Origin of the sequence: Robertmurraya korlensis, assembly GCF_023715225.1 — a bacterium.
Taxonomy (GTDB): Bacteria; Bacillota; Bacilli; order Bacillales; family Cytobacillaceae; genus Robertmurraya_A.
The window spans coordinates 347,920-370,401 of sequence record NZ_JAMBNS010000003.1; the positions used below are offsets into that span (position 1 = coordinate 347,920).

19 protein-coding genes and 2 riboswitches are annotated in these 22,482 nt (G+C 41.7%); of the genes, 6 read left to right on the top strand and 13 right to left on the bottom strand.

The genetic code is table 11. The features are described from left to right. Nucleotides 1–9 precede the first annotated feature (9 nt). From M3175_RS08355 to cbiB, 4 genes are read right to left on the bottom strand one after another with little or no spacing between them, the layout of a single operon-like run. Nucleotides 10–441: a bifunctional adenosylcobinamide kinase/adenosylcobinamide-phosphate guanylyltransferase gene (locus M3175_RS08355; RefSeq protein WP_251517713.1), complete on the bottom strand. Its 432-nt coding sequence runs from the start codon at nucleotides 439–441 to the stop codon at nucleotides 10–12. Further along, nucleotides 422–1,030 carry a bifunctional adenosylcobinamide kinase/adenosylcobinamide-phosphate guanylyltransferase gene (locus M3175_RS08360; RefSeq protein WP_251517532.1) on the bottom strand — a complete coding sequence of 203 codons (609 nt, stop codon included), beginning with the start codon at nucleotides 1,028–1,030 and terminating at the stop codon, nucleotides 422–424. Before M3175_RS08360 ends, M3175_RS08355 begins: the two co-directional genes overlap by 20 nt. Continuing rightward, nucleotides 1,009–2,088 (bottom strand): threonine-phosphate decarboxylase CobD, encoded by a 1,080-nt coding sequence (gene cobD / locus M3175_RS08365; protein ID WP_251517536.1) that lies wholly within the window; start codon nucleotides 2,086–2,088, stop codon nucleotides 1,009–1,011. Before cobD ends, M3175_RS08360 begins: the two co-directional genes overlap by 22 nt. Further along, nucleotides 2,063–3,028, bottom strand: a complete 966-nt coding sequence (cbiB, locus tag M3175_RS08370; RefSeq protein WP_251517540.1) for an adenosylcobinamide-phosphate synthase CbiB — start codon at nucleotides 3,026–3,028, stop codon at nucleotides 2,063–2,065. Before cbiB ends, cobD begins: the two co-directional genes overlap by 26 nt. 201 nt (nucleotides 3,029–3,229) lie before the next feature. Beyond that, nucleotides 3,230–3,415, bottom strand: a riboswitch (cobalamin riboswitch). Nucleotides 3,416–3,682: 267 nt separating this feature from the next. Between cbiB and ilvD the strand changes: the two genes are divergently transcribed. The 6 genes from ilvD (at nucleotide 3,683) to M3175_RS08400 (ending at nucleotide 10,605) form a co-directional block, all read left to right on the top strand. Then, nucleotides 3,683–5,356 (top strand): dihydroxy-acid dehydratase, encoded by a 1,674-nt coding sequence (gene ilvD, locus M3175_RS08375; protein WP_251517544.1) that lies wholly within the window; start codon nucleotides 3,683–3,685, stop codon nucleotides 5,354–5,356. 178 nt (nucleotides 5,357–5,534) lie between these two features. After that, a riboswitch (SAM riboswitch) is annotated at nucleotides 5,535–5,641 on the top strand. Between the two features lie 73 nt (nucleotides 5,642–5,714). Next, complete coding sequence (locus tag M3175_RS08380; protein ID WP_251517547.1) at nucleotides 5,715–6,728, top strand: methionine ABC transporter ATP-binding protein; 1,014 nt, start codon at nucleotides 5,715–5,717, stop codon at nucleotides 6,726–6,728. After that, nucleotides 6,718–7,383, top strand: coding sequence for a methionine ABC transporter permease (locus M3175_RS08385; protein WP_251517550.1), 666 nt, complete (start codon nucleotides 6,718–6,720; stop codon nucleotides 7,381–7,383). Before M3175_RS08380 ends, M3175_RS08385 begins: the two co-directional genes overlap by 11 nt. Nucleotides 7,384–7,480: 97 nt before the next feature. Next, a complete protein-coding gene (locus M3175_RS08390) occupies nucleotides 7,481–8,323 on the top strand; it encodes a MetQ/NlpA family ABC transporter substrate-binding protein (protein ID WP_251517553.1) in 843 nt (280 codons plus the stop codon). A gap of 63 nt (nucleotides 8,324–8,386) precedes the next feature. Further along, complete coding sequence (locus M3175_RS08395) at nucleotides 8,387–9,478, top strand: iron-containing alcohol dehydrogenase family protein (RefSeq protein ID WP_251517555.1); 1,092 nt, start codon at nucleotides 8,387–8,389, stop codon at nucleotides 9,476–9,478. Between the two features lie 164 nt (nucleotides 9,479–9,642). Then, a complete protein-coding gene (locus M3175_RS08400) occupies nucleotides 9,643–10,605 on the top strand; it encodes an NAD(P)H-dependent flavin oxidoreductase (protein WP_251517558.1) in 963 nt (320 codons plus the stop codon). An 889-nt stretch (nucleotides 10,606–11,494) separates the two neighbouring features. On the opposite strand, the gene M3175_RS08405 is transcribed toward M3175_RS08400, so the two are convergent. The 9 genes from M3175_RS08405 to M3175_RS08445 form a co-directional block, all read right to left on the bottom strand. Then, nucleotides 11,495–13,912: a heavy metal translocating P-type ATPase gene (locus M3175_RS08405; RefSeq protein ID WP_251517560.1), complete on the bottom strand. Its 2,418-nt coding sequence runs from the start codon at nucleotides 13,910–13,912 to the stop codon at nucleotides 11,495–11,497. 78 nt (nucleotides 13,913–13,990) lie between these two features. Continuing rightward, entirely contained in the window at nucleotides 13,991–14,197 is a 207-nt protein-coding gene (gene copZ, locus M3175_RS08410) for a copper chaperone CopZ (protein WP_251517563.1), read from the bottom strand. 13 nt (nucleotides 14,198–14,210) lie between these two features. Then, nucleotides 14,211–14,543 (bottom strand): metal-sensitive transcriptional regulator, encoded by a 333-nt coding sequence (locus M3175_RS08415; RefSeq protein ID WP_251517572.1) that lies wholly within the window; start codon nucleotides 14,541–14,543, stop codon nucleotides 14,211–14,213. 128 nt (nucleotides 14,544–14,671) lie between these two features. Beyond that, complete coding sequence (locus M3175_RS08420) at nucleotides 14,672–16,792, bottom strand: heavy metal translocating P-type ATPase (RefSeq protein WP_251517718.1); 2,121 nt, start codon at nucleotides 16,790–16,792, stop codon at nucleotides 14,672–14,674. Continuing rightward, complete coding sequence (locus M3175_RS08425; RefSeq protein ID WP_251517721.1) at nucleotides 16,782–17,171, bottom strand: ArsR/SmtB family transcription factor; 390 nt, start codon at nucleotides 17,169–17,171, stop codon at nucleotides 16,782–16,784. Before M3175_RS08425 ends, M3175_RS08420 begins: the two co-directional genes overlap by 11 nt. Nucleotides 17,172–17,291: 120 nt before the next feature. After that, nucleotides 17,292–18,671: an MFS transporter gene (locus tag M3175_RS08430; RefSeq protein ID WP_251517584.1), complete on the bottom strand. Its 1,380-nt coding sequence runs from the start codon at nucleotides 18,669–18,671 to the stop codon at nucleotides 17,292–17,294. A gap of 73 nt (nucleotides 18,672–18,744) precedes the next feature. Beyond that, nucleotides 18,745–19,992, bottom strand: a complete 1,248-nt coding sequence (locus tag M3175_RS08435; RefSeq protein ID WP_251517588.1) for a sugar efflux transporter — start codon at nucleotides 19,990–19,992, stop codon at nucleotides 18,745–18,747. 38 nt (nucleotides 19,993–20,030) lie between these two features. After that, on the bottom strand, nucleotides 20,031–20,993 hold the full coding sequence (locus M3175_RS08440) for a 2-hydroxyacid dehydrogenase (RefSeq protein WP_251517591.1): 963 nt from the start codon (nucleotides 20,991–20,993) through the stop codon (nucleotides 20,031–20,033). Between the two features lie 153 nt (nucleotides 20,994–21,146). After that, entirely contained in the window at nucleotides 21,147–22,346 is a 1,200-nt protein-coding gene (locus M3175_RS08445; RefSeq protein ID WP_251517594.1) for an MFS transporter, read from the bottom strand. Between the last annotated feature and the right edge of the window lie 136 nt (nucleotides 22,347–22,482).

The following is a 22,482-nucleotide window of genomic DNA, read 5'->3' on the forward strand; positions in this document are numbered from 1 at the left end:
AAATTGTAATTACTTAATCCGTTGACCAATTCCATACCAAATATGATCCACTCTTTCACATAATTGGACCGTATCCTGAAACGTCCATCCCGCATCATCGCGCCATTTCCGATCCAGTTTTTCAACAGGTACAATTCCTCTTGTAATATCTGAACCAATGACCACGACCTTTCTTCTCCAACCTTCCTTTTCCCAACGAGCCCATTTCAATAGTGCCTCTTTCCATATCTTTCTTACTGCATCTGATTCATGTTGAAGCGATAGCTCCCTGATCCAATATTCGATTCCTTCGACTACCACTAAGGACGAAGCAGAATCTTCGTTAAGCCAGTCATAATACGAGCATTCATAAGCCTTTATCCAAATTTCTCTTGAATACTGACACCTGTCGAAATGGTTACGTACCCACTCGGCTTTTCCGTTACATGCTCCTCCCATCACGAAATGCAAGGTCATCACCCTCCTTTTTCATACAAATCGGAACTCCTGCTTCAACGAGATACGCTTCTTTTGCCATTGCAACCACCCGTTGGTTTAGCCTGCCAAGTAGCTTTGCATAGACAAGAACAAGGTCACTTGAGAGGATCGGTTCATTCAAGATTTCATTACTAACGACGATGAGGGTATGACAATTTTTCTGTATCGAAAGGATCCCCTCTATGATCGATTTCTTGACTTCTTCATGAAAAGACGGGTCCATCAGCCTCTCCTCAGTTTGAAACAAGCGATTGTTTAATAGATTGGTTAGGCAATCAAAGAGCACAATATCATTCGGTTGAAAAACAGTTGAGAGGTTATGTAAAAAATAGGGCTCCTCCCATGTTTCCCACTGTTGCTCGCCTTCATTTCTTTGCTGTTGATGCCTTTTAATTCGGTCCTTCATTTCCACGTCAAAAGCAACTCCAGAGGCAATGTAATGGAGATTTCCGTGAGTTATCTTTGTTAGTTCCATGGCTGTTTTTTCAGCAAAGCTGCTTTTTCCACTTCTAACTCCACCACTGATAAAGATCACCTGTCCAGCTTCCGCCATTCACTCATCACCTCTAATAATCTTTCGTGCTCCTTTGGTCCCTTTATCGCCAGTCGGAGCCACTTTCCGTCAAGTCCCGGAAAATTCATCGTATGTCTTGGAATCATCCCGTTTTGCATTAAAAAACGAAAAAACAGAAGTTGATCGGAGACTTTCGTATCTTTTAGCAAATAAAAGTTTACGGTTGATGGGGAATAAGAGAACACCTGCTCATGATAAAAAGACTGTAGCCTCTCCCGCTCCTGTTTGATCAATTGAATGGTTTGTTCTACATAGTCACTTTCTGACAAACACCATTCCCCCACCTTCATAGCTATTGCATTTACACTCCAATGCGGTTTGCATTCCCTAATTTTTTCTAGCAGGGCTTCATTTGCTATTAAGTATCCTAGGCGGATTCCTGGAATACTGAACATTTTTGTCATGGAACGAAGAATGACCATATTTCCGCCATGTTGGAGACAGGAGACGGTTGATTCGTACCCTTCTATAAAGTCGTAAAAGGCTTCATCGACGATGAGAAAGGTTCCGTATTGGGCACATTCACGGGCAAGCAGGTCGATGGTTTGTTTCGGAAAAAACATTCCTGTTGGATTGTTTGGATTGCACAGAAATACAGCGTCTACTTCACGTAAGTTCACTAGTAATTCATCTAAACGTAAATCCCAGCTGTCTACATCCATCAAGTGATAGCGTACCTCGCATTGATTCACTCGGCATGCTTCTTCGTATTCAGAAAAGGCTGGTTGTACGATGAGTGCTTTTTTACCAGAGAGCAGTCGTCCGACCAAAGAAATAAGCTCCGCCCCTCCGTTACCAACTAAGATTTGCTCTTTTCTTACGCCTTCTTTCTTTGCAAGCAAACCTGTAATCCTTTCTGCCGTTGGATCCGGATAATCAGATACAAGCGAAAACAGCTCATTCCATCTATCTTTTACTATGGCTGGTGGACCGAGCGGGTTAATATTGGCGCTAAAATCAATCACTGATTCAGGTTTTTCTAGATGAAGTGCTTTATATAAAAATTGTGGATTAGATCCGTGCGTAGGCCACTTCAACGATCATCCCTCCAATCCATAATAAAAGTAAAAATGCGAGTACTGTTCGAGTTAAAATGCCGTTGGTTTGTAAAATATGCTCTCCAGTAACAGGAAAATGGGGTTCTCCCATTTTGGCTCGATCGGAGCGAATGCCCTTGTAATAATTAATACCTCCGAGCTGAATTCCAAGTAAGGCAGCCACAGCAGCTTCTCCCCATCCACTGTTGGGGCTCGGATGTTTCTTGGCATCACGAAGAACGATTTTCACCGACTCTTTTAACGAGGATCGGACAGGCATATTGCTAAAGAGCATACAGATGGAGGTTAGGCGACTTGGTATCAAATTTAACCAATCATCAAGCTTCGCCGACGCCCAGCCAAACTCCATGTATTGATCATTTTTATAACCTACCATCGAATCGCATGTATTGACCGCACGGTACAGCATTGCGAGAGGTGCACCACCGAGCAACGCCCAAAATAAGGGTGCAGTTACTCCGTCACTTGTGTTTTCTGCGACCGTTTCAATTGTTGCGCGAACCACACCTTGTTCATCAAGTTGCTCCGTGTCACGGCCAACGATATACGATAGCTTGTGACGAGCTTCCACGATATCTCCCTTTTTTAATGGACCGTACACCGTCATTGCTGCTTCCCTTAAGCTTTTTTGAGCAATCGTCGTCCAGATGATCACTGCTTCAACCAAAATTCCGACCGCGAGATGAATTTGATAAGCAAGCATCGTAATTTGGATCGTAATCCCCACGACGAGCAGGAGTAGCGTAACCACCATGGCCAATCCCTTCCATTTTTTTCGCGTTCCTTTATTCCACCCTTTCTCGAGTTTATAGATCATTGTTCCAATCCATTTCACCGGATGTGGCAAATCGATCGGATCCCCGAGAAGTAAATCGATAAAATAAGCAATTGTCATTGCCAATAAATGTTGAAGAAACATGGGTAACCCTCCTTCTTAGATATTTAACAAGTTGGACAGTTTCCACCCGAAGAAAGCCTTTGTTGCGTAGCAACACCAGCTTGCGGAGGGTGAAACTGGCCCACTTTTACATAAAAAAACATCTCCACATAGAAATGGAGATGTTGGAATAAGCTTCTTCCTTATGTAAGAAACCGACCACACCACCTATCCTCGTAGGTACACGGTGTCAAGATATAGTCAGGTTTCCTGGCTCATGGTCATTGCTTTCTGTACCTTCCCATGCAATCAATATTGCACAGTGGTTCTTTACAGTCTGCTCCCATTTACAGTGGCGGGACCGCGTTGGACTTTCACCAACTTCCCTAGACTTCAAAAAAGAAGTACGCCTATTCTTGCTCATATATACTTTTCATATCTTAATACTAATCTTGTAAAAAGGGAATGACAAGGCAATCACTAATATTAATTTTTCATTGTGGCAAAACGCCATACTACTATCACTATAAGAATATTAAAAAGTAACAAAACAGTACGAATAATAGTAACTTTTAAAATCTACCATATGATAGTTTTGTCATCTTTCTTTACAAGTCCCCATCTATTTGTTAAAATTTTTTAATAATTTAAAACATTAACACCATTGTGTTTTTGATAGATTGGGAGGAAATTAGAATGGCAGAATTAAGAAGTAATATGATAAAAAAGGGATTTGATCGCGCACCACACCGAAGCCTTTTACGTGCGGCTGGGGTAAAAGAAGAGGATTTTGGCAAACCGTTTATCGCGGTAGTTAATTCCTACATCGATATTGTGCCAGGACATGTGCATTTACAAGAGTTTGGAAAAATTGTAAAAGACGCCATCCGTGAAGCGGGCGGAGTTCCATTCGAAATGAACACAATTGGTGTAGATGACGGAATTGCGATGGGCCATATCGGCATGCGCTATTCTCTTCCAAGCCGTGAAATCATTGCTGACTCGGTTGAAACGGTTGTCGCTGCTCACTGGTTTGATGGAATGGTTTGTATTCCGAACTGTGACAAAATCACTCCAGGTATGTTAATGGCATCGCTTCGTTTAAATATCCCTACTGTTTTCGTAAGTGGTGGACCGATGAAGGCTGGCGTAACTAGCGATGGCAAAAAGATCTCACTTTCTTCAGTATTTGAAGGTGTAGGTGCATACCAAGCTGGAAAACTTGATGACAAGGGACTTTTAGAATTAGAACAGTTCGGCTGCCCAACATGCGGATCATGTTCTGGTATGTTTACAGCAAACTCAATGAACTGTTTGGCAGAAGCACTTGGATTGGCACTTCCTGGTAATGGAACGATTTTAGCAGTAGCTCCTGAACGTAGAGAATTTGTTAGAAAATCAGCAACTCAGTTAATGGAACTAATTGAAAAGGATATTAAGCCTCGTGATATCGTGACAGAAAAAGCAATCGATAACGCGTTTGCCCTGGATATGGCATTAGGCGGATCATCTAACACTGTACTTCACACATTAGCATTAGCTCATGAAGCAGAAATCGATTATCCAATCGGAAGAATCAATGAAGTAGCGGCTCGTGTTCCTCACTTGTCTAAGCTTGCTCCAGCTTCTGATGTATTCATTGAAGACTTGCATGAAGCGGGCGGAGTTTCTGCGGTACTAAACGAATTATCCAAGAAAGAAGGCGCCCTTCACTTGGATACATTAACCGTTACAGGAAAAACACTTGGTGAAAATATTGCTGGCTGTGATGTTAAGAACTATGATGTGATTCATTCCATTGATAATCCACATAGCGAAAAGGGTGGCCTAGCTGTGTTGTTTGGAAACCTTGCTCCAGACGGTGCCATCATTAAAACTGGTGGAATCACTGGTGGAAATCGCCATGAAGGACCTGCTGTTGTATTTGATTCACAAGATGAAGCTCTTCACGGCATTGCGAACGGAAAAGTGAAAGAAGGCGACGTTGTAGTCATCCGTTACGAAGGACCAAAAGGCGGACCTGGTATGCCTGAAATGCTAGCTCCAACTTCTCAAATCATGGGAATGGGACTTGGCGCGAAGGTTGCTCTTGTAACAGATGGCCGCTTCTCTGGTGCTTCACGTGGATTGTCTATCGGTCACGCTTCACCAGAAGCTGCAGAAGGTGGACCATTAGCGTTTATCCAAAATGGAGATCAAATTGTAATCGATGTTGACGCTCGCTCAATGGACGTTGTTCTTTCTGATGAAGAATGGGCAGAGCGCAAAGCAAACTGGAAAGGCTTTGAACCAAAGGTGAAAAAGGGTTATCTAGCTCGTTATTCGAAGCTTGTAACTTCTGCTAGCACCGGTGGAGTTATGAAAATTTAATTCAAATTCCGACACCCATTCACGATCTATGAATGGGTGTTTTTAACTTTTTATAAAAATTTTTACACTTACAGCCTCAGGCATGTAAGCGTTCCCTAAACTTCTTTCTATTAAAAACAGCTGTTGACACTTCTCCTCTGTTAGATTTATGATTCATGTAACAAATGAATAAGACCTTTACTTATCAAGAGTGACTGAGGGATTAGGCCCTATGACGTCCGGCAACCTCCATTTCATGGAACGGTGCCACTTCCTACAGAATGATTCCATTCTGAAAGATAAGTCGTATATATAACGATGCCTCTTTCTGACTGGAAAGAGGCTTTTTTGTATTTTCATAGCTTAAGGGGTGACATAAATGATCGAAGTAAAAGATTTGCTGAAAGTCTATCAAACGAAAAAAGGTGAAGTCGTAGGTGTGGACCATGTGTCACTAACCGTGAACAAAGGCGAAATTTTTGGAATTGTAGGATATAGCGGTGCTGGAAAAAGTTCGTTACTACGCTGCTTGAATTTATTGGAGGCTCCTACCTCAGGGGAAGTTAAGATCGACGGAGTTTCTCTTACGTCACTGCGAAAAAAGGAGCTAAGAAATGCCCGTCAGAAAATTGGGATGATCTTTCAACACTTCTATCTCGTAAGCTCAAAGACGGTTTTTGAAAACGTAGCTTTTGCTCTAAAAGCGGCTCATAAATCCAAAGTAGAAATTGATGCACGGGTTTCTGAGCTGCTTGATATGGTTGGCTTGTCCGATAAGCGTGATGTGTATCCGTCACAGTTAAGCGGTGGACAAAAGCAACGTGTAGGAATTGCAAGAGCATTAGCGAATAATCCGTCTGTTCTCCTTTGTGATGAAGCTACCTCTGCCCTAGACCCTAGCACGACGAAATCAATTTTATCTTTGTTAAAAAAGATTAACCAAGAGTTAGGGTTAACGATTGTACTGATTACACACGAGATGGAAGTCGTAAAAGAGATTTGTGACCGAATGGCCGTTATGCAGGACGGCAAAATTGTTGAGGAAGGACCGGTATATGACTTATTCGCAAATCCAACGAACGCACTAACAAAGGAATTCATCAATACCATTTTACAATTCGATATACCAGAAAAATTGCTAACTTCAAGCAAAGGGAAAATTGTAAAGATTCATTTCCGCGGGGCAATCGCTGAAGAATCAGTGATCTCAGATGCGCTACAGAAGTTCCAAGTAAAGGGCAATATTTTACATGGCAAAATCGAGTACATAAAAGAGACTCCACTTGGAATCTTCATTATGGAACTTACAGGTAACATGGCTGAAGTAGAACATGCGATTCAATACATCGCATCTCGCACAGAAAGGTTGGAGGTGATCCGTGATGCCGCTTGATAGCTTAATAGAATTACTACCTGATTTGAACAAAGCATTTTTTGAAACCATTTATATGGTGGGAATTTCAATTGCTGTAGCGATGATAGTCGGCTTGCCGGTGGGGGTACTATTATTTGTGACCGATCGTGGACTGTTTTTAGAGAATTCCCTATTCAATCAGATAGTCGGATTTTTAGTAAACATGATTCGTTCGATTCCGTTTATCATCTTACTTATTGCACTTTTACCCTTGGCAGACTTAATTGCTGGTTCAACAATTGGGCCAACAGCTGCTTCTGTCTCACTTTCTGTCGCAGCAATTCCATTCTTTGCTAGATTGGTAGAACAGTCACTGAGGGAGATTGATAAAGGAGTAATTGAAGCAGCGGTCGCTGTCGGGGCTTCTCCGTGGATGATCATCAAGGACGTTCTTCTTCCTGAAGCAAAGCCAGGAATTATCCAAGGCGTGACAATTACGATTATTAGCTTAGTTGCGTACTCTGCTATGGCTGGAATCGTTGGAGGGGGCGGTGTTGGAGACCTTGCCATCCGGTTCGGATACTATCGCTACGACAACACCGTCATGTTCACCACCGTCATTATCCTAATTTGCTTAGTTCAGCTCATCCAATTTTTCGGTGACCGACTAGCAAAAGCAGTAAACAAAAGATAAATCACATTTAACCACTGTCCATCCCAGAAGGACAAAAACGCACCAACTGTCCACGAAGGGTGACAGACACCATAAAATTATTGGGGGAGTATTTACGATGAGAAAGTTATTTTTGAGTTTTGTAGTTTTGATTGCGATTGCTGTTCTTGCAGCTTGCGGTGGAAATTCTGAGGAGGCATCTTCTTCTGAAGAAAAGACGACTGAGAAAAAAGAAGTGAAAATTGGAGCAACATCTGGTCCATACAGTGACATGGTTTCAAATGCCATTAAGCCTTTATTAGAGGAAAAAGGTTATGAAGTAGAAGTAGTAGAATTCAGTGACTATGTTCAACCAAATCTAGCTCTTTCCAAGGGAGACATTGACGCGAACCTATTCCAGCACAAAATCTACATGGAAAACTTTGCAAAAGAAAATAAGATTGAACTAACTGATGTGATTTCAGTTCCAACTGCACCAATGGGAATCTACTCTAAAACGTTTACTTCTATTGATGAAATTTCCGAGGGAGCTGCTATTGCGATTCCAAATGACCCAACAAATGCAGCACGTGCTTTCTTAATTTTAGAAGATCTTGGTCTAATCACATTAAATGCGGATGCTGACCCATTAACGGTTTCAGAAAAAGACGTAGATAAGAACGTAAAAAATTTAGTATTCCAACCAATTGAAGCAGCTCAGCTTCCACGTGCAGTTGACAGCGTAGACCTTGCTGCAGTACCAGGAAACTTCGCTTTAGCGGCGAAAATGGACTTACTTGATGCCTTGCAACTTGAAAACATGCCTGATCAATACCGCAACCGTGTGGTAGTAGATACAAAGAATATTGACAGCCAATTTGCTAAAGATCTAAAAGAAATTGTAGAATCAGAAGAATTTGAAGCCATCATCGACGAGGACTTCCAAGGCTTCGGTAAACCAGAATGGATGGTAAATCGCTAATTAATAAACACAAAGAACAACGCCCTCATCCGGCGTTGTTTTTACTAGAAAGGTATGAAGACAATGACCAAACTCGAAGTGCGTGGCGCTCCCTCCTATTATGCTTGTTATGAGGGTTCGTTAAATGATCTTGAAAATCTACTTCTCTCCCATTCAGTTAATCACTGTTTAGTCATTCACGGCGAACAATCTTGGAAAGCAGCATCTTCCTATTTTCCAGAGATGCCACATGTAAAGCTCACCTTTGTTCCCTATCAGGGGGAGTGCTCAATAAATGAAGTGCAGAGAATCTCAACGATAGTTAGTGGTACAAACATAGACGCCATCATCGGTATCGGTGGTGGAAAAGTGCTTGATCTGACAAAGGCAGTGGCACATGAAACAAACACAGAAACCATTCTTATACCGACTCTTGCCTCTAGCTGTTCCGCTTGGACTCCGTTAAGCGTGTTTTATACAGAAGAAGGCGAATTCACACATTATACCCTTTTTCCGAAAAGCTCACTAATCGTCTTAATAGAACCAAGAATCATTCTTAACTCACCAATTAAGTATGTTCGCGCCGGGATTGCAGACACATTAGCCAAATGGTACGAAGCCGATGTGTTAGTACGTGACTTACAAGACCTTCCGTTACCAGTAAAAATCGCCCATCAAAGCGCTAGGCTTTGCCAGATTGTTCTACTTGAACATAGCCAGGCGGCATTAAAGGCGATGGAAGCAAAAACTTCGTCACCTGCTTTTTTACAGGTAGTTGAAACGATCATTGTAGCTGGTGGGATGGTTGGCGGCTTCGGAGACCGGTATGGCAGAATTGCTGCTGCTCATTCAGTTCATAATGGATTAACCGTTGCCCATGAAACCCATCATCTTTTACACGGTGAAAAAGTGGCCTACGGTATTCTCGTTCAGCTTATGCTCGAGGAGGATTTAGAAGAGGTCACCTCCCTTCTTGCTTTCTACAACGCTTTAGAGCTTCCAAAACTATTAAGGGATCTAGGGCTGAACCAAGACGATCTCGAAAAACTTAAAGCAATCGCCGAAAGAACGGTAGCGCCTGGTGAGTCCATTCATTACTTAGAGAAAGACTTTACTTCAGACGATATATTAACCGCTATTCTAACACTAGAAACATTTGTTCACCCCTTTGTTTAACAGAACAAGGGGTTTTTATATCCAATTTGAGTTTTATTATTCAATGTTCACAAAATGTTACCAACTATTATTATCAATTTTTAGTACCTAGTAATATATATCACATCATTCTCCTATACTACATGCTAGAATCTAATGGAGATTAAAAGAAATGGGTGATGATCATGAATTTTCCTCAGTTAAAAATCGGACATATGCTTCCGAAAGCTCCGATCATTCAAGGTGGCATGGGTGTAGGAATTTCCCTAAGCAAGCTTGCATCTGCTGTTGCAAATGCAGGTGGAATTGGCATAATTTCGGGCACAGGGATTTCTGTTGAAGAAATGAGAAACCATATTCGTCAAGCTAAAGCGCTTGTGAAGAAGGATGCAGGATATATTGGTGTTAATGTTTTATTTGCAATGAATGACTTTGCAGAGAAGATGAAGGCGGCACTTGAAGAAAAGGTTGATTTTATTATTTCAGGTGCTGGGATTTCAAGAGATATGTATGCATGGGGTAAGAAAGCAGGTATTCCGGTGCTTTCAATTGTGTCCTCAGCGAAGCTAGCGAAAATGTCGGAGCGCCTTGGTGCAGCGGCAGTTGTTGTTGAAGGACATGAAGCGGGTGGCCATCTTGGGACCGAACGTCCATTATTTGAGATTCTTCCTGAAGTGGTGGAGGCCGTATCGATCCCGGTTATCGCAGCGGGAGGAATCATGACTGGGGCAGATATTGCCAAAGCATTTAGCATGGGAGCTTCTGGAGTACAAATGGGAACTCGATTTGTAGCGAGTGAGGAATGTGATGCACCACTTTCCTTTAAGCAGAAATACGTCGAAGCGACGAAAGAAGATACGCTGCTCGTCAAAACAACAGTTGGTCTTCACGGTCGCGCGATTGCGAATCACTTTACAGAGTTACTCACTACTTCTGAAAAGCTAAAAATTACAAAATGCAGAGATTGCTTAAAAAATTGCTCATATCGTTTCTGTACCCTTGATTCCCTTTTAAAATCAATGGCGGGCGATGTCGAAAATGGACTTGTGTTTGCAGGAGCAAGAGTTCATGAAATTAAAGAGATTCTTCCTGTAAAGAAAATCTTCGAAAATCTAACGAACGAGTATCGGTTAGCGATTAATAATTAAAAAACTCAGAGGGTTAGCTCAAGTGGCTAACCCTCTGAGTTTTTTTCTGTACTTTCTCCGTTCAGTGGATCGGGGTTTTGGTGGATGGCTTTTGTTAACTTGCTTTTGATCGGGTAGGGTTTGGTTACCGTTGGCATGTGATGTCTGCCTTCATGTGAATCAAATGGCCCTTTGGTTACCGCTAACTTGGAATTTCTGCCTTCATGGGAATCAAACGACCTCTTTGGTTACCGCTAGCTTGTGATTTCTGCCTTCACGGGAATCAAACGACCTCTTTGGTTACCGCTAGCTTGTGATTTCTGCCTTCATGGGAATCAAACGACCTCTTTGGTTACGGCTAGCTTGTAATTTCTGCCTTCACGGGAATCAAACGACCTCTTTGGTTACCGCTAACTTGTGATTTCTGCCTTCACGGGAATCAAACGACCTCTTTGGTTACCGTTAGCTTGTGTTTTCTGCCTTCATGGGAATCAAATGGCCCCTTTGGTTACCGCTAGCTTGTAATTTCTGCCTTCATGGGAATCAAATGGCCCTTTGGTTACCGCTAACTTGTAATTTCTGCCTTCATGGGAATCAAACGACCTCTTTGGTTACGGCTAGCTTGTAATTTCTGCCTTCATGGGAATCAAACGGCCTCTTTGGTTACCGTTAGCTTGTGATTTCTGCCTTCATGGGAATCAAATGGCCCCTTTGGTTACCGCTAGCTTGTGATTTCTGCCTTCACGGGAATCAAATGGCCTCTCCTCTTCCATATTCCATCCACCACACGTCAAAACACTCATTTTATGACACGAGCAACCTCTTATTCTATGCCCAACGAGTCATACCCCCCACCGCTCCCATACAAAAAAATGCCCCGACCCAAGTCGAGGCATTGAATAATCTATTATTAAAGCTTCACTCGCTGTAACCGTAATGCGTTTAACACTACTGATACTGAGCTGAAGGCCATGGCTGCTCCCGCTAGCCACGGAGCTAAAAAGCCAAGTGCGGCAATCGGAATGCCTAGTGTGTTGTAGGCGAATGCCCAGAATAGATTTTGCTTAATGTTTGTAATCGTTTTTTTACTCATAAAGATAGCGTCTGCAATGCTGTTTAAGTCCCCTCGGATGAGCGTTATGTCCGCTGCTTCCATCGCCACATCGGTACCTGTTCCAATCGCCATCCCGATATCAGCGATTGCCAGAGCTGGAGCATCGTTGATTCCATCGCCAACCATCGCCACTTTCTTTCCAGCTGCCTGCAGCTTTTTCACTTCCTCAGCTTTTCCTTCTGGAAGCACTTCGGCAATGACCCGATCGACACCAGCTTCTTTTGCAATTGCTTGCGCCGTTTGCTCATTGTCACCAGTTATCATGATGACTTCAAGTCCCATAGCCTTCAAGCGCGCAATAGCTGACCGTGACGTTTCTTTTATCGTATCAGCAACTGCAACAATACCGGCAAAAGCACCATCAACCGCTACTAGCATCGCTGTTTTCCCTTCTTTTTCAAAAGAAACCATGCTTTCGAGAACGGATTCTGCCACATCAATTTTGTATTTCTTCATCAAACGACGAGTACCGACTAACACATCTTTTTCAGCAACCATAGCCTTAATTCCGAAACCAGGTATGGCTTCAAACTGAGACACATCGACAAGTGCACTTCCTTTTTCCTTAATTCCTTCCACAATGGCTTGCGCAAGTGGGTGCTCAGATTGCTTCTCAGCAGAACCAACCAATGATAAGAATTCGTCTTCATTCATGGAAGTTACTACATCCGTTAATACCGGCTTTCCATTGGTAATCGTTCCCGTTTTATCAAGAATGACTGTTTGAATGCGGTGTGTCATTTCTAAGTGCTCTCCACCTTTAAAAAGAATACCGTATTCTGCCGCACGGCCAGAACCTGCCATGATTGAAGTGGGTGTAGCGAGACCAAGTGCACAAGGACAAGCAATCACTAAAACGGCAATTAATTTTTCTAATGCTTCTCGGAAGTCTCCAGGTGCGACCCAGAAAAACCACACAAGGAAGGTTACAACGGCAATTCCAACTACGATTGGGACAAAAATCCCTGAAATAGAATCCGCCAAGCGCTGAATCGGTGCCTTGGATCCTTGCGCTTCCTCTACCACCTTTATGATTTGTGCAAGAGCTGTGTCTTTGCCGACTTTCGTTGCTTGCACCTTTAAAAATCCATTTTTATTTAGAGTTGCTCCAATGACCACATCACCAACAGTTTTATCAACTGGAACACTCTCACCTGTCAGCATGGACTCATCAAGTGCTGACTGCCCTTCTAAAATGACGCCATCCACAGGAATTTTTTCTCCAGGCTTAACCAGCAACACATCTCCAGCAATGACCTGCTCTAACGGAATTTCTACTTCCACTCCATCACGAACAACAAGGGCTGTTTTCGCTTGAAGCCCCATAAGCTTTTTAATCGCTTCAGAAGATCGACCTTTTGCTTTCACTTCAAACAATTTTCCTAATATGATTAATGTGATTAAAACTGCGCTTGTTTCAAAATACAATCCAACTCCATGTGCGTTGTGTCCAATAGTTCCAATGGCAATATACACACTGTAGAAATAAGCAGCAGAGGTGCCGAGCGCGACGAGCACATCCATGTTCGCACTTTTGTTTCGCAATGCTTTATAGGCGCCTACATAAAACTGCTTACCAATGAAAAATTGGACTGGTGTGGCTAACGCCATTTGTACCCATGGATTCATGAACGCTTCGGGAACATATAAAAAGGAGGTAAATGCAAAGTGCCCTGCCATTGCCCACAAAAGCGGAAGAGATAAGATCAAAGAGAAAATTAACTTTCCTTGTTGCTTCTCGATTTCCTTTAAACGGTGATCGACTGTTTCCTTTTCATTTTCGTCAGATTTTACAGTTGCCCCGTATCCAAGCTTTTCTATTTTTTGAACCATATCAGTAACAGATACCGCTGCTGGATTGTATTCAACTGATGCTTTTTCAAGAGCGAGGTTCACGTTAGCACCGACGATACCATCAAGTTTGTTTAACCCCTTCTCAATACGTGTGGCACAAGCTGCACAGGTCATGCCTGTCACATTTAGCTCTGCTTTTTCAGTGATTACGTCATATCCAAGAGCACGAATTTTCTCTTGAATTTTAGCTGGCCCGATTACAGCGGCATCAAACTTTACTGTCGCTTTTTCTAAAGCTAAATTTACATTTGCATCCGTGACTCCATCCATTTTTTTCAGACCTTTTTCAATGCGAGTAGAACATGCAGCACAAGTCATACCGGTAATTTGAAATTGGCTTTCTAGTACTTTTTCACTCATATGAAAAACTCCTTATACCTATATAGGGTATATTTTTTTGAAAAGAGAACGTGCTATTTCTAGCACGATTCTTCTTTCTTACTTTACATCATAACCTTGATCATCAATCGTTTCTTTAATTGTATCTAATGATACTTTGTCAGCATCAAATTCTACAGCAACAGATTTGTTTTCTAGGTCAACCTTTACAGCTGACACTCCTGCTAATTCACCAACGCTTCCTTCTACCGCTTTTACGCAGTGACCACAAGACATTCCTTCTACTTGTAAAGTAACTTTTTCCATGATTTACAACTCCTTATTTCTTCATTAATTTTTGAATCGTGACGAGTACCTCATCTAATACTTCTATATCGCCCTCTTGCAGACGATCAACCACACAGCCTTTTAAATGGCCTTCTAGCAATATTTTCGCGACACTGTTTAAAGCTGATTGTGTGGCGGAAATTTGTGTTATGACATCGTCGCAGTATGTGTCTTTTTCAATTAGTCCCTTGATTCCACGAATTTGGCCTTCAATGCGGTTTAATCGTGTGACAAGATTGCTTTTCACTTTATCTGAATGGTGGCTTTTCCGATCACTGCTATGGCAGCTTTCCTCTTCATGTAGCAAAGAATCATCTTGATCCATATGACTCCCTCCTTTTATGATTTTATAATAGCATACCCCTGTATAGTATGTAAACTGAAAATAAAAGAAATATATGGATAATTTTTGAACATATCTTCTATATGAAAAAGGCTCCCCAAAAGGAAGCCCTATGATTCATCTTTCACCTGAAGCAATCGTAGGCTGTTCAACGTTACAATAAGCGTAGCTCCCATATCAGCAAAGATGGCAATCCATAATGTGAGCCAACCAGGGACAACCAATAATAGCGCCAACAGCTTTATACCAAGTGAAAAAGTGATATTCTGTTTAATAATATTTAATGCTTTTCTACTCAACTTTACCGTGAACGGAAGCTTTCTCAAATCATCAGCCATAAGCGCAATATCCGCTGTTTCAAGGGCTGTATCCGTTCCTGCTCCTCCCATCGCAATGCCAACGGAAGAAGCTGCTAAGGCAGGTGCATCATTTACCCCATCACCAACCATAGCTACTCGTTGATAAGTGGCACGTAATTCTTTAATAAATGAGAGTTTTTCTTGAGGGAGAAGATTCGCTTTTACCTCGTTTACTCCTGCCTTTTGTCCAATTGCCTTAGCCGTACCTTCATTGTCTCCTGTAAGCATAATGGTCTTTTGCAGTCCGAGCGAGTGAAGCTGTTGTACCACGTCTTTTGTTTCTCCTCGTATTTCATCGGCCACTGCCACTATGGCTAGGAAATGTTCAGAAGAACAAACTGCCATCACCGTTTTTCCTTGTTTCTCAAGCACAGTGATTTTTTCACGATAGACAGCTGGTAAGCCCCCTTTAAGTTGTTTGTGAATAAAAATTGGACTCCCAACATAATACTCCGTCCCGGCAACTTTCCCAAGGACCCCTTTTCCCGTTACAGAAGTAAATTCCTCAAGTTCTAAATGGTCGTAATTCAATTCCCATTGATCTGCCTTTTTTAAAATAGCAGATGCAAGTGGATGCTGAGAGACCTTCTCTAGAGCTGATATAAGGGCAAATGTCTCGTTGGCAGGAATGTTCGGGGCGGTTTCATAGTCGGTGACTACTGGAATCCCCTTAGTTAACGTGCCGGTTTTATCAAATGCAATCGCCTTAATGGCTCCCATTTCCTCTAAATGAATGCCACCTTTGATTAAAACGCCTCTTTTCGCTGCATTTCCAATGGCTGTTACGATCGCAACAGGTGTGGATATAACGAGAGCACATGGACATCCCACCACTAACACGGCCAAGCCTTGGTATACCCACTCATTCCATTCTGCCCCCAACAATAACGGCGGGACAACCGCTACTCCAAGAGCGAATAACATAATAATAGGTGTGTAATACTTTGCAAAGCGGTCAACAAATGCCTGTGATGGTGCTTTTTCCGCTTGCGCTTCTTCAACCAAATGGATGATTTTCGCAATTGTCGTATCTTCCACATGCTTTGTCACCTTTACCTCTAGGAAGCCCTCTTCATTCAGGGTACCGGCGTAAACTTCATCGTTCACTCCCTTTGCAACAGGTACGGACTCCCCAGTAATGGCTGCCTGATTGATGGATGATATACCTTTTACGATAATGCCATCCATAGCTAATTTTTGACCAGGCTTTACAAGTAAAACATCATTAATTTGGATGTCTTCAACGTCAATCACCATCTCTTGAAGTCCACGCCGTATCATGGCTTCTTTTGGAGCAATATCCATTAGTGAGCGAATCGATTGTCGAGCTTTATTCATCGAATACGATTCAAGTACTTCACTAATCGCAAACAAGATCACAACAGTTGCCCCTTCACCCCATTCACCGATTACCGCAGCTCCAATAACGGCAATGGTCATGAGTGTTTTCATATCAAACTCGAGGCGGAGTAGATTTTTGAATCCTGTCTGGAACAGGCGGTAACCTCCTAGGATCATGGAGAACGCATAAGCTCCTATTGATGCTAAAGATTCTTCCCCACTTACCTCACCAATGGCCCATCCTAAAAGTAGAAGCACAAAGGAAGCCAGCACCGTTGCATACTTTTGAAAAAACGGTTCCTTCACTTCTTGAATACGAGCTTTTTCGGGTTGAACCTTAATACCATCAAATGCACCGGCTTTTTCAAGTTCAACTAACGTTGCCTCCCCAAACACGGTCAGTTTGGCAGCTCCAAAGTTTATATTTGCATCAAATACACCATCCAGGTTCTTTACGTTCGTTTCGAACTTTTTGGCACAGCTTGCGCACGTTAGGCCTTGAACGCGATACACTTGCTTACTATTGGTCATTGCAGTTGAATGATCCACGTAATGCCACCTCCTTTTGATGTGTAAAGGCGATGTTAACGAGTTGTTTGACATGCTCATCGTCTAAGGAATAGTAGACCAGTTTCCCTTCTTTTCGATAGGTGGCAAGACCAAGGTTTCGAAGGAGACGAAGATGGTGCGAAGCAGTAGCAACCGTGCAGCCAACAATATTAGCCACATCGCATACACAAAGCTCCATCTCTACACTTAACGAATAAGCTATTTTTACACGTGTATCATCGGCTAATGCCTTAAAAAGCTTGGAGACCTCTATCGTGTTTTGCATACTAAGCTCATTTTTAACTTTCGTAACCTTCTCCTCATCAATACAAGTGACCTCACACACATCCTCTTTCGCCATTGCACTTCCCCATTTCATTCAAACATTCTTTTGAATATTATAGCATATGAGATGAAATGGTAGTTGTGACAAAGATAGAAATAATAAAAAAAGAGGACAGTTTCTTTGTCCTCCTACCTTTTATTCCGTTGTAGGCTTTTTTCGGAAAAAGATTTCTGGTTCGAAGCGGTGTAGTGGATGTATTCGATTCTGCGCTGGTTCTGCCGAGATTCTCGGAGCCACCTCAGGCCTTTGTGGATTCTGTGCTGCCTTTGTCAAAGAATCAGTTAATGGCCCCCACTTTCTTAACATCATGATAAGGAAAAATATGATGCATCCCGCAATCGTAAAGGCGATCGAAGGAGAGGCATTGTTCACACCACCTACATCTAAAAGGCGGCCACCTATTGTTTTTCCTCCCGCTTCCCCTAATCCATACACCACATTTGATAATGCAAAAAATAAACTGATCAGCTCTGGTTTGGAAAGCTGAGAAATCGTGCTATCTACCGTTGGCAAAATCATCATTTCACCAATCACAAAGATCGCTCCACTTACTATAAAGAGGAAAAATCCGTTTGAAAAAAACAACGAGGAGATCCCTACTGTAATAAATAATACACCTACTCCTAGTGCAGAGATTGGGTTCATTTTTGTAATAAACCGTTTGGTTATCAAGCCTTGCAGGGTGATAACGATAAAACTGTTGATTGTCCATATTAAAGAGATATTTTTCGGGTTATCTAACACGACTGTAGCCCGCAGTGGTAATGCAAGTGAAAACTGCGCATATAGTGCCCAAATCAAAACGGTTACGACACTAAAAATGATAAATGGCCGATACTTTAACGCTTCCCCATATGCCCCTATTGGCAGTGATGGACAAGGGATGTCGCCGCAATTTTTCGGAAGTAAGAGCCAACTCACTAAAGCTAGCCCTACATATATAGCAGCCGCGATAAAGAAGATCGTTCTTGAGGCTTCAGCAAAAAGAAAAAATATCACTAGTCCACTTGTACCGGTCCCAACATTGGCCGCAATCCCACGAAGAGAAAAAGCAGTCGTTTGATTTCCACTTGAAGAAGCAAATGCTGCAATCGCTGCCTTCGTAGAGGGAGCATTTAATCCATTCCCAATACCCATGATGACTGCTGAAACCAGAAGTAACAGGTATTCAGTAAATAATCCAAAGCTTATTACTCCACCTGCTGTAATCAGAGCACCCAAGCCGATGATAAAACGTCGCCCTATTCGATCCGCAAGAACTCCTCCTGTAATACTTCCAAATTGAAAAGCAATAGCTATCGTTGCTAGAATCGTCCCAATCTGTACTAAAGATAGCTCTGTTTCAGTGGTTAGTACAATCGGAAGCATCGGCATTACAAGATAGGACCCTAGATGAGCAAGCAAGACTCCTAATAGGAGAATTTGCAACGGACGATCAAGTTTTCGGTATTCCATTAATCCCACTTTGAATACACCCTTCCAGCGTTCAACGTTTCTTTTCCTACTTTTCCCCATTACACACGATTTATGAAAAAAGCCTGCTGCCCCTATCTTTAGGTTGGGAGCAACAGGCTTTCAAGCATTAACTTTAACCTGATACATTCGATTGTGCTGCGGTTTGCATTCTTCTTTCTTTACCATAGAGAACCATAAATACACATGCCAAGCCGGCAGAAAGAGTATAGACCGTAATCATATGATCATAATTGATAAACTCAGAAATAAGCCCGAACAACAAATACCCTACTGTAGATCCAATCTGTGTTGTGTTCATGTAAAGAGTCGTTGCCGTACCCGGGGCTTCTGGCATAAAATCCTGAAAATACGAAATAGCAATTCCAGCCGTAATGGAAACCTGTGCGGCACTCAAGATCTGTAAGGGATAGATTTGCCAAGGCTCTGTAACAAAGTTAAATAGTAGAAAATACGTAAAAGCAGTAACAAATCCAATTTTCACAAGCAAGGCAACATCCATTCTTGTGGCTAGTAAACCTAGCCCGATCATCATCGGAACCTCAAAAATCGGTGGCACACTAAAAATCAAACCAACATCCATTTCCGTTCCATGAAGTACCTTCGTAACGAATTGAGGCACATTTAACATATGAATAGATGTAGCAGTTGATAGCAATAGTGCCGCAGCAAGATTGGCAAAAATATGCGGTTTGATAATCGATTTTTTTACGGACAATGCCTCTTGACTCACAATCTTCTGTTTTGACACTTCCTGTAATAAAAAAACAACTGTTAGAAAAGCAAGCAAGTACCCTGCGGCTACGAATAAAAACAACCCTTTGAAGTCAACCAATATTAAGAGCCAGGCCCCTAGAGCAGGTCCCACCGTCCATGCCAAAGCAAAAAACATTCGAAAAATATTCATGATAAAAGGCGTATCCTCAGCTGGGATAGCAGCCTCTTTTAAAGCATCTCTTGCATATGCCCATAATTGAGGAACAGAAGCCGCTGATGCCCCTAATAGAAAGAATGCGGTTACAGACAAAGCAAAATAATTTCGTAAGTATGCAAATAAAATATACCCAATCACCCCAGCGAAGGTAGTGAGGATAAGCAGATATCTTCTACTAAGCCTTGTATCTGACAACTTTGCCAATGAACTGCTAATGGTAACCCCACCTAAAGCCAGCACGGTCATAAAGACACCGAATGCTGCGTTACTCATTCCGACCTCATCAATACCGAAAAGAGATGAGTAGGGGATAAAGAAAGAAGTGGAAAAACCAAGGATGGTGTTAATTAAAAAAAGGACCGGTAAGGATGGAATTCTCCAAATAAATAGTACCTTTTCCTTTGTTGCGTTAATCATATTCTTTTTCATATCATCAATCCTTCTGTTGGACTATGAAGCTATCACTTTTATACAACTACATGTTTCGGTTTTTGATTATTTAGAGCTAATAATAAATTATCTGTTGCTAGATGGGCCATTTGAAGCCTCGTTTTAATGCTCGCACTCCCTATATGAGGAAGAGTCACTACATTGGGCAGTGTTAATAATGCATGATTCAAGGGAACGGGTTCCTCCTCAAATACATCCAATCCAGCTGCCCAAATCTGACCTGACTGTAAAGCATTATACAATGCATCCTCATTTACAATTCCACCGCGTGCGGTATTGATTAAAATGGCATTGCTTTTCATTAAAGCCAATTCTTCTGCTCCAATCAAATGTTTCGTTTCCGGAGTATAAGGAGTCATGATACACGCAAAATCAGATTCCTTTAATAATTGATCCATTTCAACATACGTCATAGAAAATTTCTGTTCCAGATCCAGCTTCCGAGATCGATTATGATAGAGAATTTTCATGTCAAAGCCCTGGGCTCTTTTTAGCAAAGCTGCTCCAATTCTCCCCATGCCGATGATTCCTAATGTTGCTCCGTACACATCTTGACCAGTCAATTGCATAGGAGACCATGTTTTCCAGTTCCCATTTCTCAAATAAGTCGATGACTCTACTAATCTACGTGCTGTCGCCATTATTAACGCAAATGTTAAGTCGGCAGTTGTTTCAGTTAAGACCCCAGGAGTATTGGTAACCGTAATTCCTTTTAACTTTGCTGCTTCAATATCTATATTGTTAAAGCCTACTGCCATATTACTGATTATCTTCAATCTTTTTGCTTTTTCCAATAAAGCTTGATCGATGCTTTCGGTTAACAAACAAAGTAGCCCATCCACTTCCCGAATTTCTTTTTCTAACACCTCTCTTGGTACAGGAATATCTACTTCCTCCCACATTCGAATCATGCAATGCTCTTCTATCCTTTGAATGATCTCATCGGGCATTTTTCTTGTGATATAGACCGTCGGCTTCAAGTGTAACCTCTCTCCTTTCAGATATTTTCCCAAAACCAATAAATCCCATTGTAAATTTCATCCTATTCATCTCCTTAGCTCTATTAAAACATAAGAAAACTCGCTTCACCATTAGGGAAGCGAGTTGACATCTTAATTTAATACATCACCTTATTAAACCTTTTCAGGTGTACCCAATTTCGGTTGTTTCGGAGAGCGTTTTACCCAAATCATTGTAGTCATCAATGTGAACACTAATAATATTAACCCTAACACAAATGGATAAATGATATTCACATCATAAAGTAATCCAGCAAGTGTTGGTCCAAGAATATTCCCGATACTCATATACGCATTGTTCATCCCCATAGCAAAACCTTGTTCATGACCAGCAAGCTTTGAGATCAGGGTGTTTAACACTGGACGTAGAATAGATGTTGCTAAGAAGATGATTAAAGTAATACCAAAGAACAGCATATAGCTTGATGCAAAAATTGATAACAAAAACCCTACTGTGGCAACTCCTAAGAAGATGTTTAGGACTTTCTCTTCCCCAAGGTTTACCACCAATCGATCAACCACAAACAATTGAACAATCGTACTAATGATTCCTGTCGCTGTAATCATCAAGGCAATTTCCTGAGGAGTCGCACCGAACTCATTATCAACAAACAAACCTAATACTGATTCATAAGCCATTAATCCAAAGCTCATAACGAGGGTAATTACTAAAGGAATAAAATAAGGCATTTTTACTGATCGAACAAGCTTTTTCACCATTGATTCATCATCATAATGAATTCCTTCTGCTTGTTCCTGTTGGCTTTCTTTTAGAACGATGATTGAAAATATGACTGCTACTAGCGAAACAATCGCTGAGATTAGGAACGGCATTTTTAATCCGTAATCCGTTAAAAAGCCTCCAATCCCCGGTCCAATCACAATTCCAAGTGACATAGCAGCTGAGATCAAACTGTTTCCTTTGGCACGCTGCTCCATCGTGGTAATGTCTGCTACATACGCAAATATGGCAGGTACAAGAAGGGCTGCTCCAATTCCACCAATTACCCGTGAAAAATATAACCACCAAATGGTATCAACTGCATAAAAAATAAACATCGATGCGGTTAATCCAGCTAGTCCGTAAATAATCATTTTTCTTCGACCGTATTGATCGGTCCATTTTCCGGCAATCGGCGAGAAAATAAGCTGTGCTCCAGCAAAAATCGCTATCATTAGACCGGCTGCTGTTCCTCCCTGTCCAATTGATTGCAAATATGCAGGTAAAATTGGGATAATAATACCGAAGCTCCCAATAGCTATAAACATATTAATCATAAGTACAATTAATTTTTTCCTTTGTTCTGCACTCACGTGCGCACCTCCATCCCCCTACGAGAAATAGATATACCGTTTATCTCTCGCCTCAAATACACCTAAGTATACCATCAAACATTCTTTAAAATGTACGATAAATACCGACTTTACTAAAATTTAACCCAAAAAACCT

What these genes read in the sequence shown, in the direction of transcription:
- M3175_RS08395 (WP_251517555.1), top strand. Translation starts at nt 8,387, where the DNA reads ATGACCAAACTCGAAGTGCGTGGCGCTCCCTCCTATTATGCTTGTTAT.
- M3175_RS08390 (WP_251517553.1), top strand. Translation starts at nt 7,481, where the DNA reads ATGAGAAAGTTATTTTTGAGTTTTGTAGTTTTGATTGCGATTGCTGTT.
- M3175_RS08420 (WP_251517718.1), bottom strand. Translation starts at nt 16,792, where the DNA reads ATGACCAATAGTAAGCAAGTGTATCGCGTTCAAGGCCTAACGTGCGCA.
- M3175_RS08380 (WP_251517547.1), top strand. Translation starts at nt 5,715, where the DNA reads ATGATCGAAGTAAAAGATTTGCTGAAAGTCTATCAAACGAAAAAAGGT.
- M3175_RS08425 (WP_251517721.1), bottom strand. Translation starts at nt 17,171, where the DNA reads ATGGCGAAAGAGGATGTGTGTGAGGTCACTTGTATTGATGAGGAGAAG.
- M3175_RS08385 (WP_251517550.1), top strand. Translation starts at nt 6,718, where the DNA reads ATGCCGCTTGATAGCTTAATAGAATTACTACCTGATTTGAACAAAGCA.
- M3175_RS08430 (WP_251517584.1), bottom strand. Translation starts at nt 18,671, where the DNA reads ATGGGGAAAAGTAGGAAAAGAAACGTTGAACGCTGGAAGGGTGTATTC.
- M3175_RS08415 (WP_251517572.1), bottom strand. Translation starts at nt 14,543, where the DNA reads ATGGATCAAGATGATTCTTTGCTACATGAAGAGGAAAGCTGCCATAGC.
- M3175_RS08435 (WP_251517588.1), bottom strand. Translation starts at nt 19,992, where the DNA reads ATGAAAAAGAATATGATTAACGCAACAAAGGAAAAGGTACTATTTATT.
- ilvD (WP_251517544.1), top strand. Translation starts at nt 3,683, where the DNA reads ATGGCAGAATTAAGAAGTAATATGATAAAAAAGGGATTTGATCGCGCA.
- cbiB (WP_251517540.1), bottom strand. Translation starts at nt 3,028, where the DNA reads ATGTTTCTTCAACATTTATTGGCAATGACAATTGCTTATTTTATCGAT.
- M3175_RS08360 (WP_251517532.1), bottom strand. Translation starts at nt 1,030, where the DNA reads ATGGCGGAAGCTGGACAGGTGATCTTTATCAGTGGTGGAGTTAGAAGT.
- copZ (WP_251517563.1), bottom strand. Translation starts at nt 14,197, where the DNA reads ATGGAAAAAGTTACTTTACAAGTAGAAGGAATGTCTTGTGGTCACTGC.
- M3175_RS08405 (WP_251517560.1), bottom strand. Translation starts at nt 13,912, where the DNA reads ATGAGTGAAAAAGTACTAGAAAGCCAATTTCAAATTACCGGTATGACT.
- M3175_RS08400 (WP_251517558.1), top strand. Translation starts at nt 9,643, where the DNA reads ATGAATTTTCCTCAGTTAAAAATCGGACATATGCTTCCGAAAGCTCCG.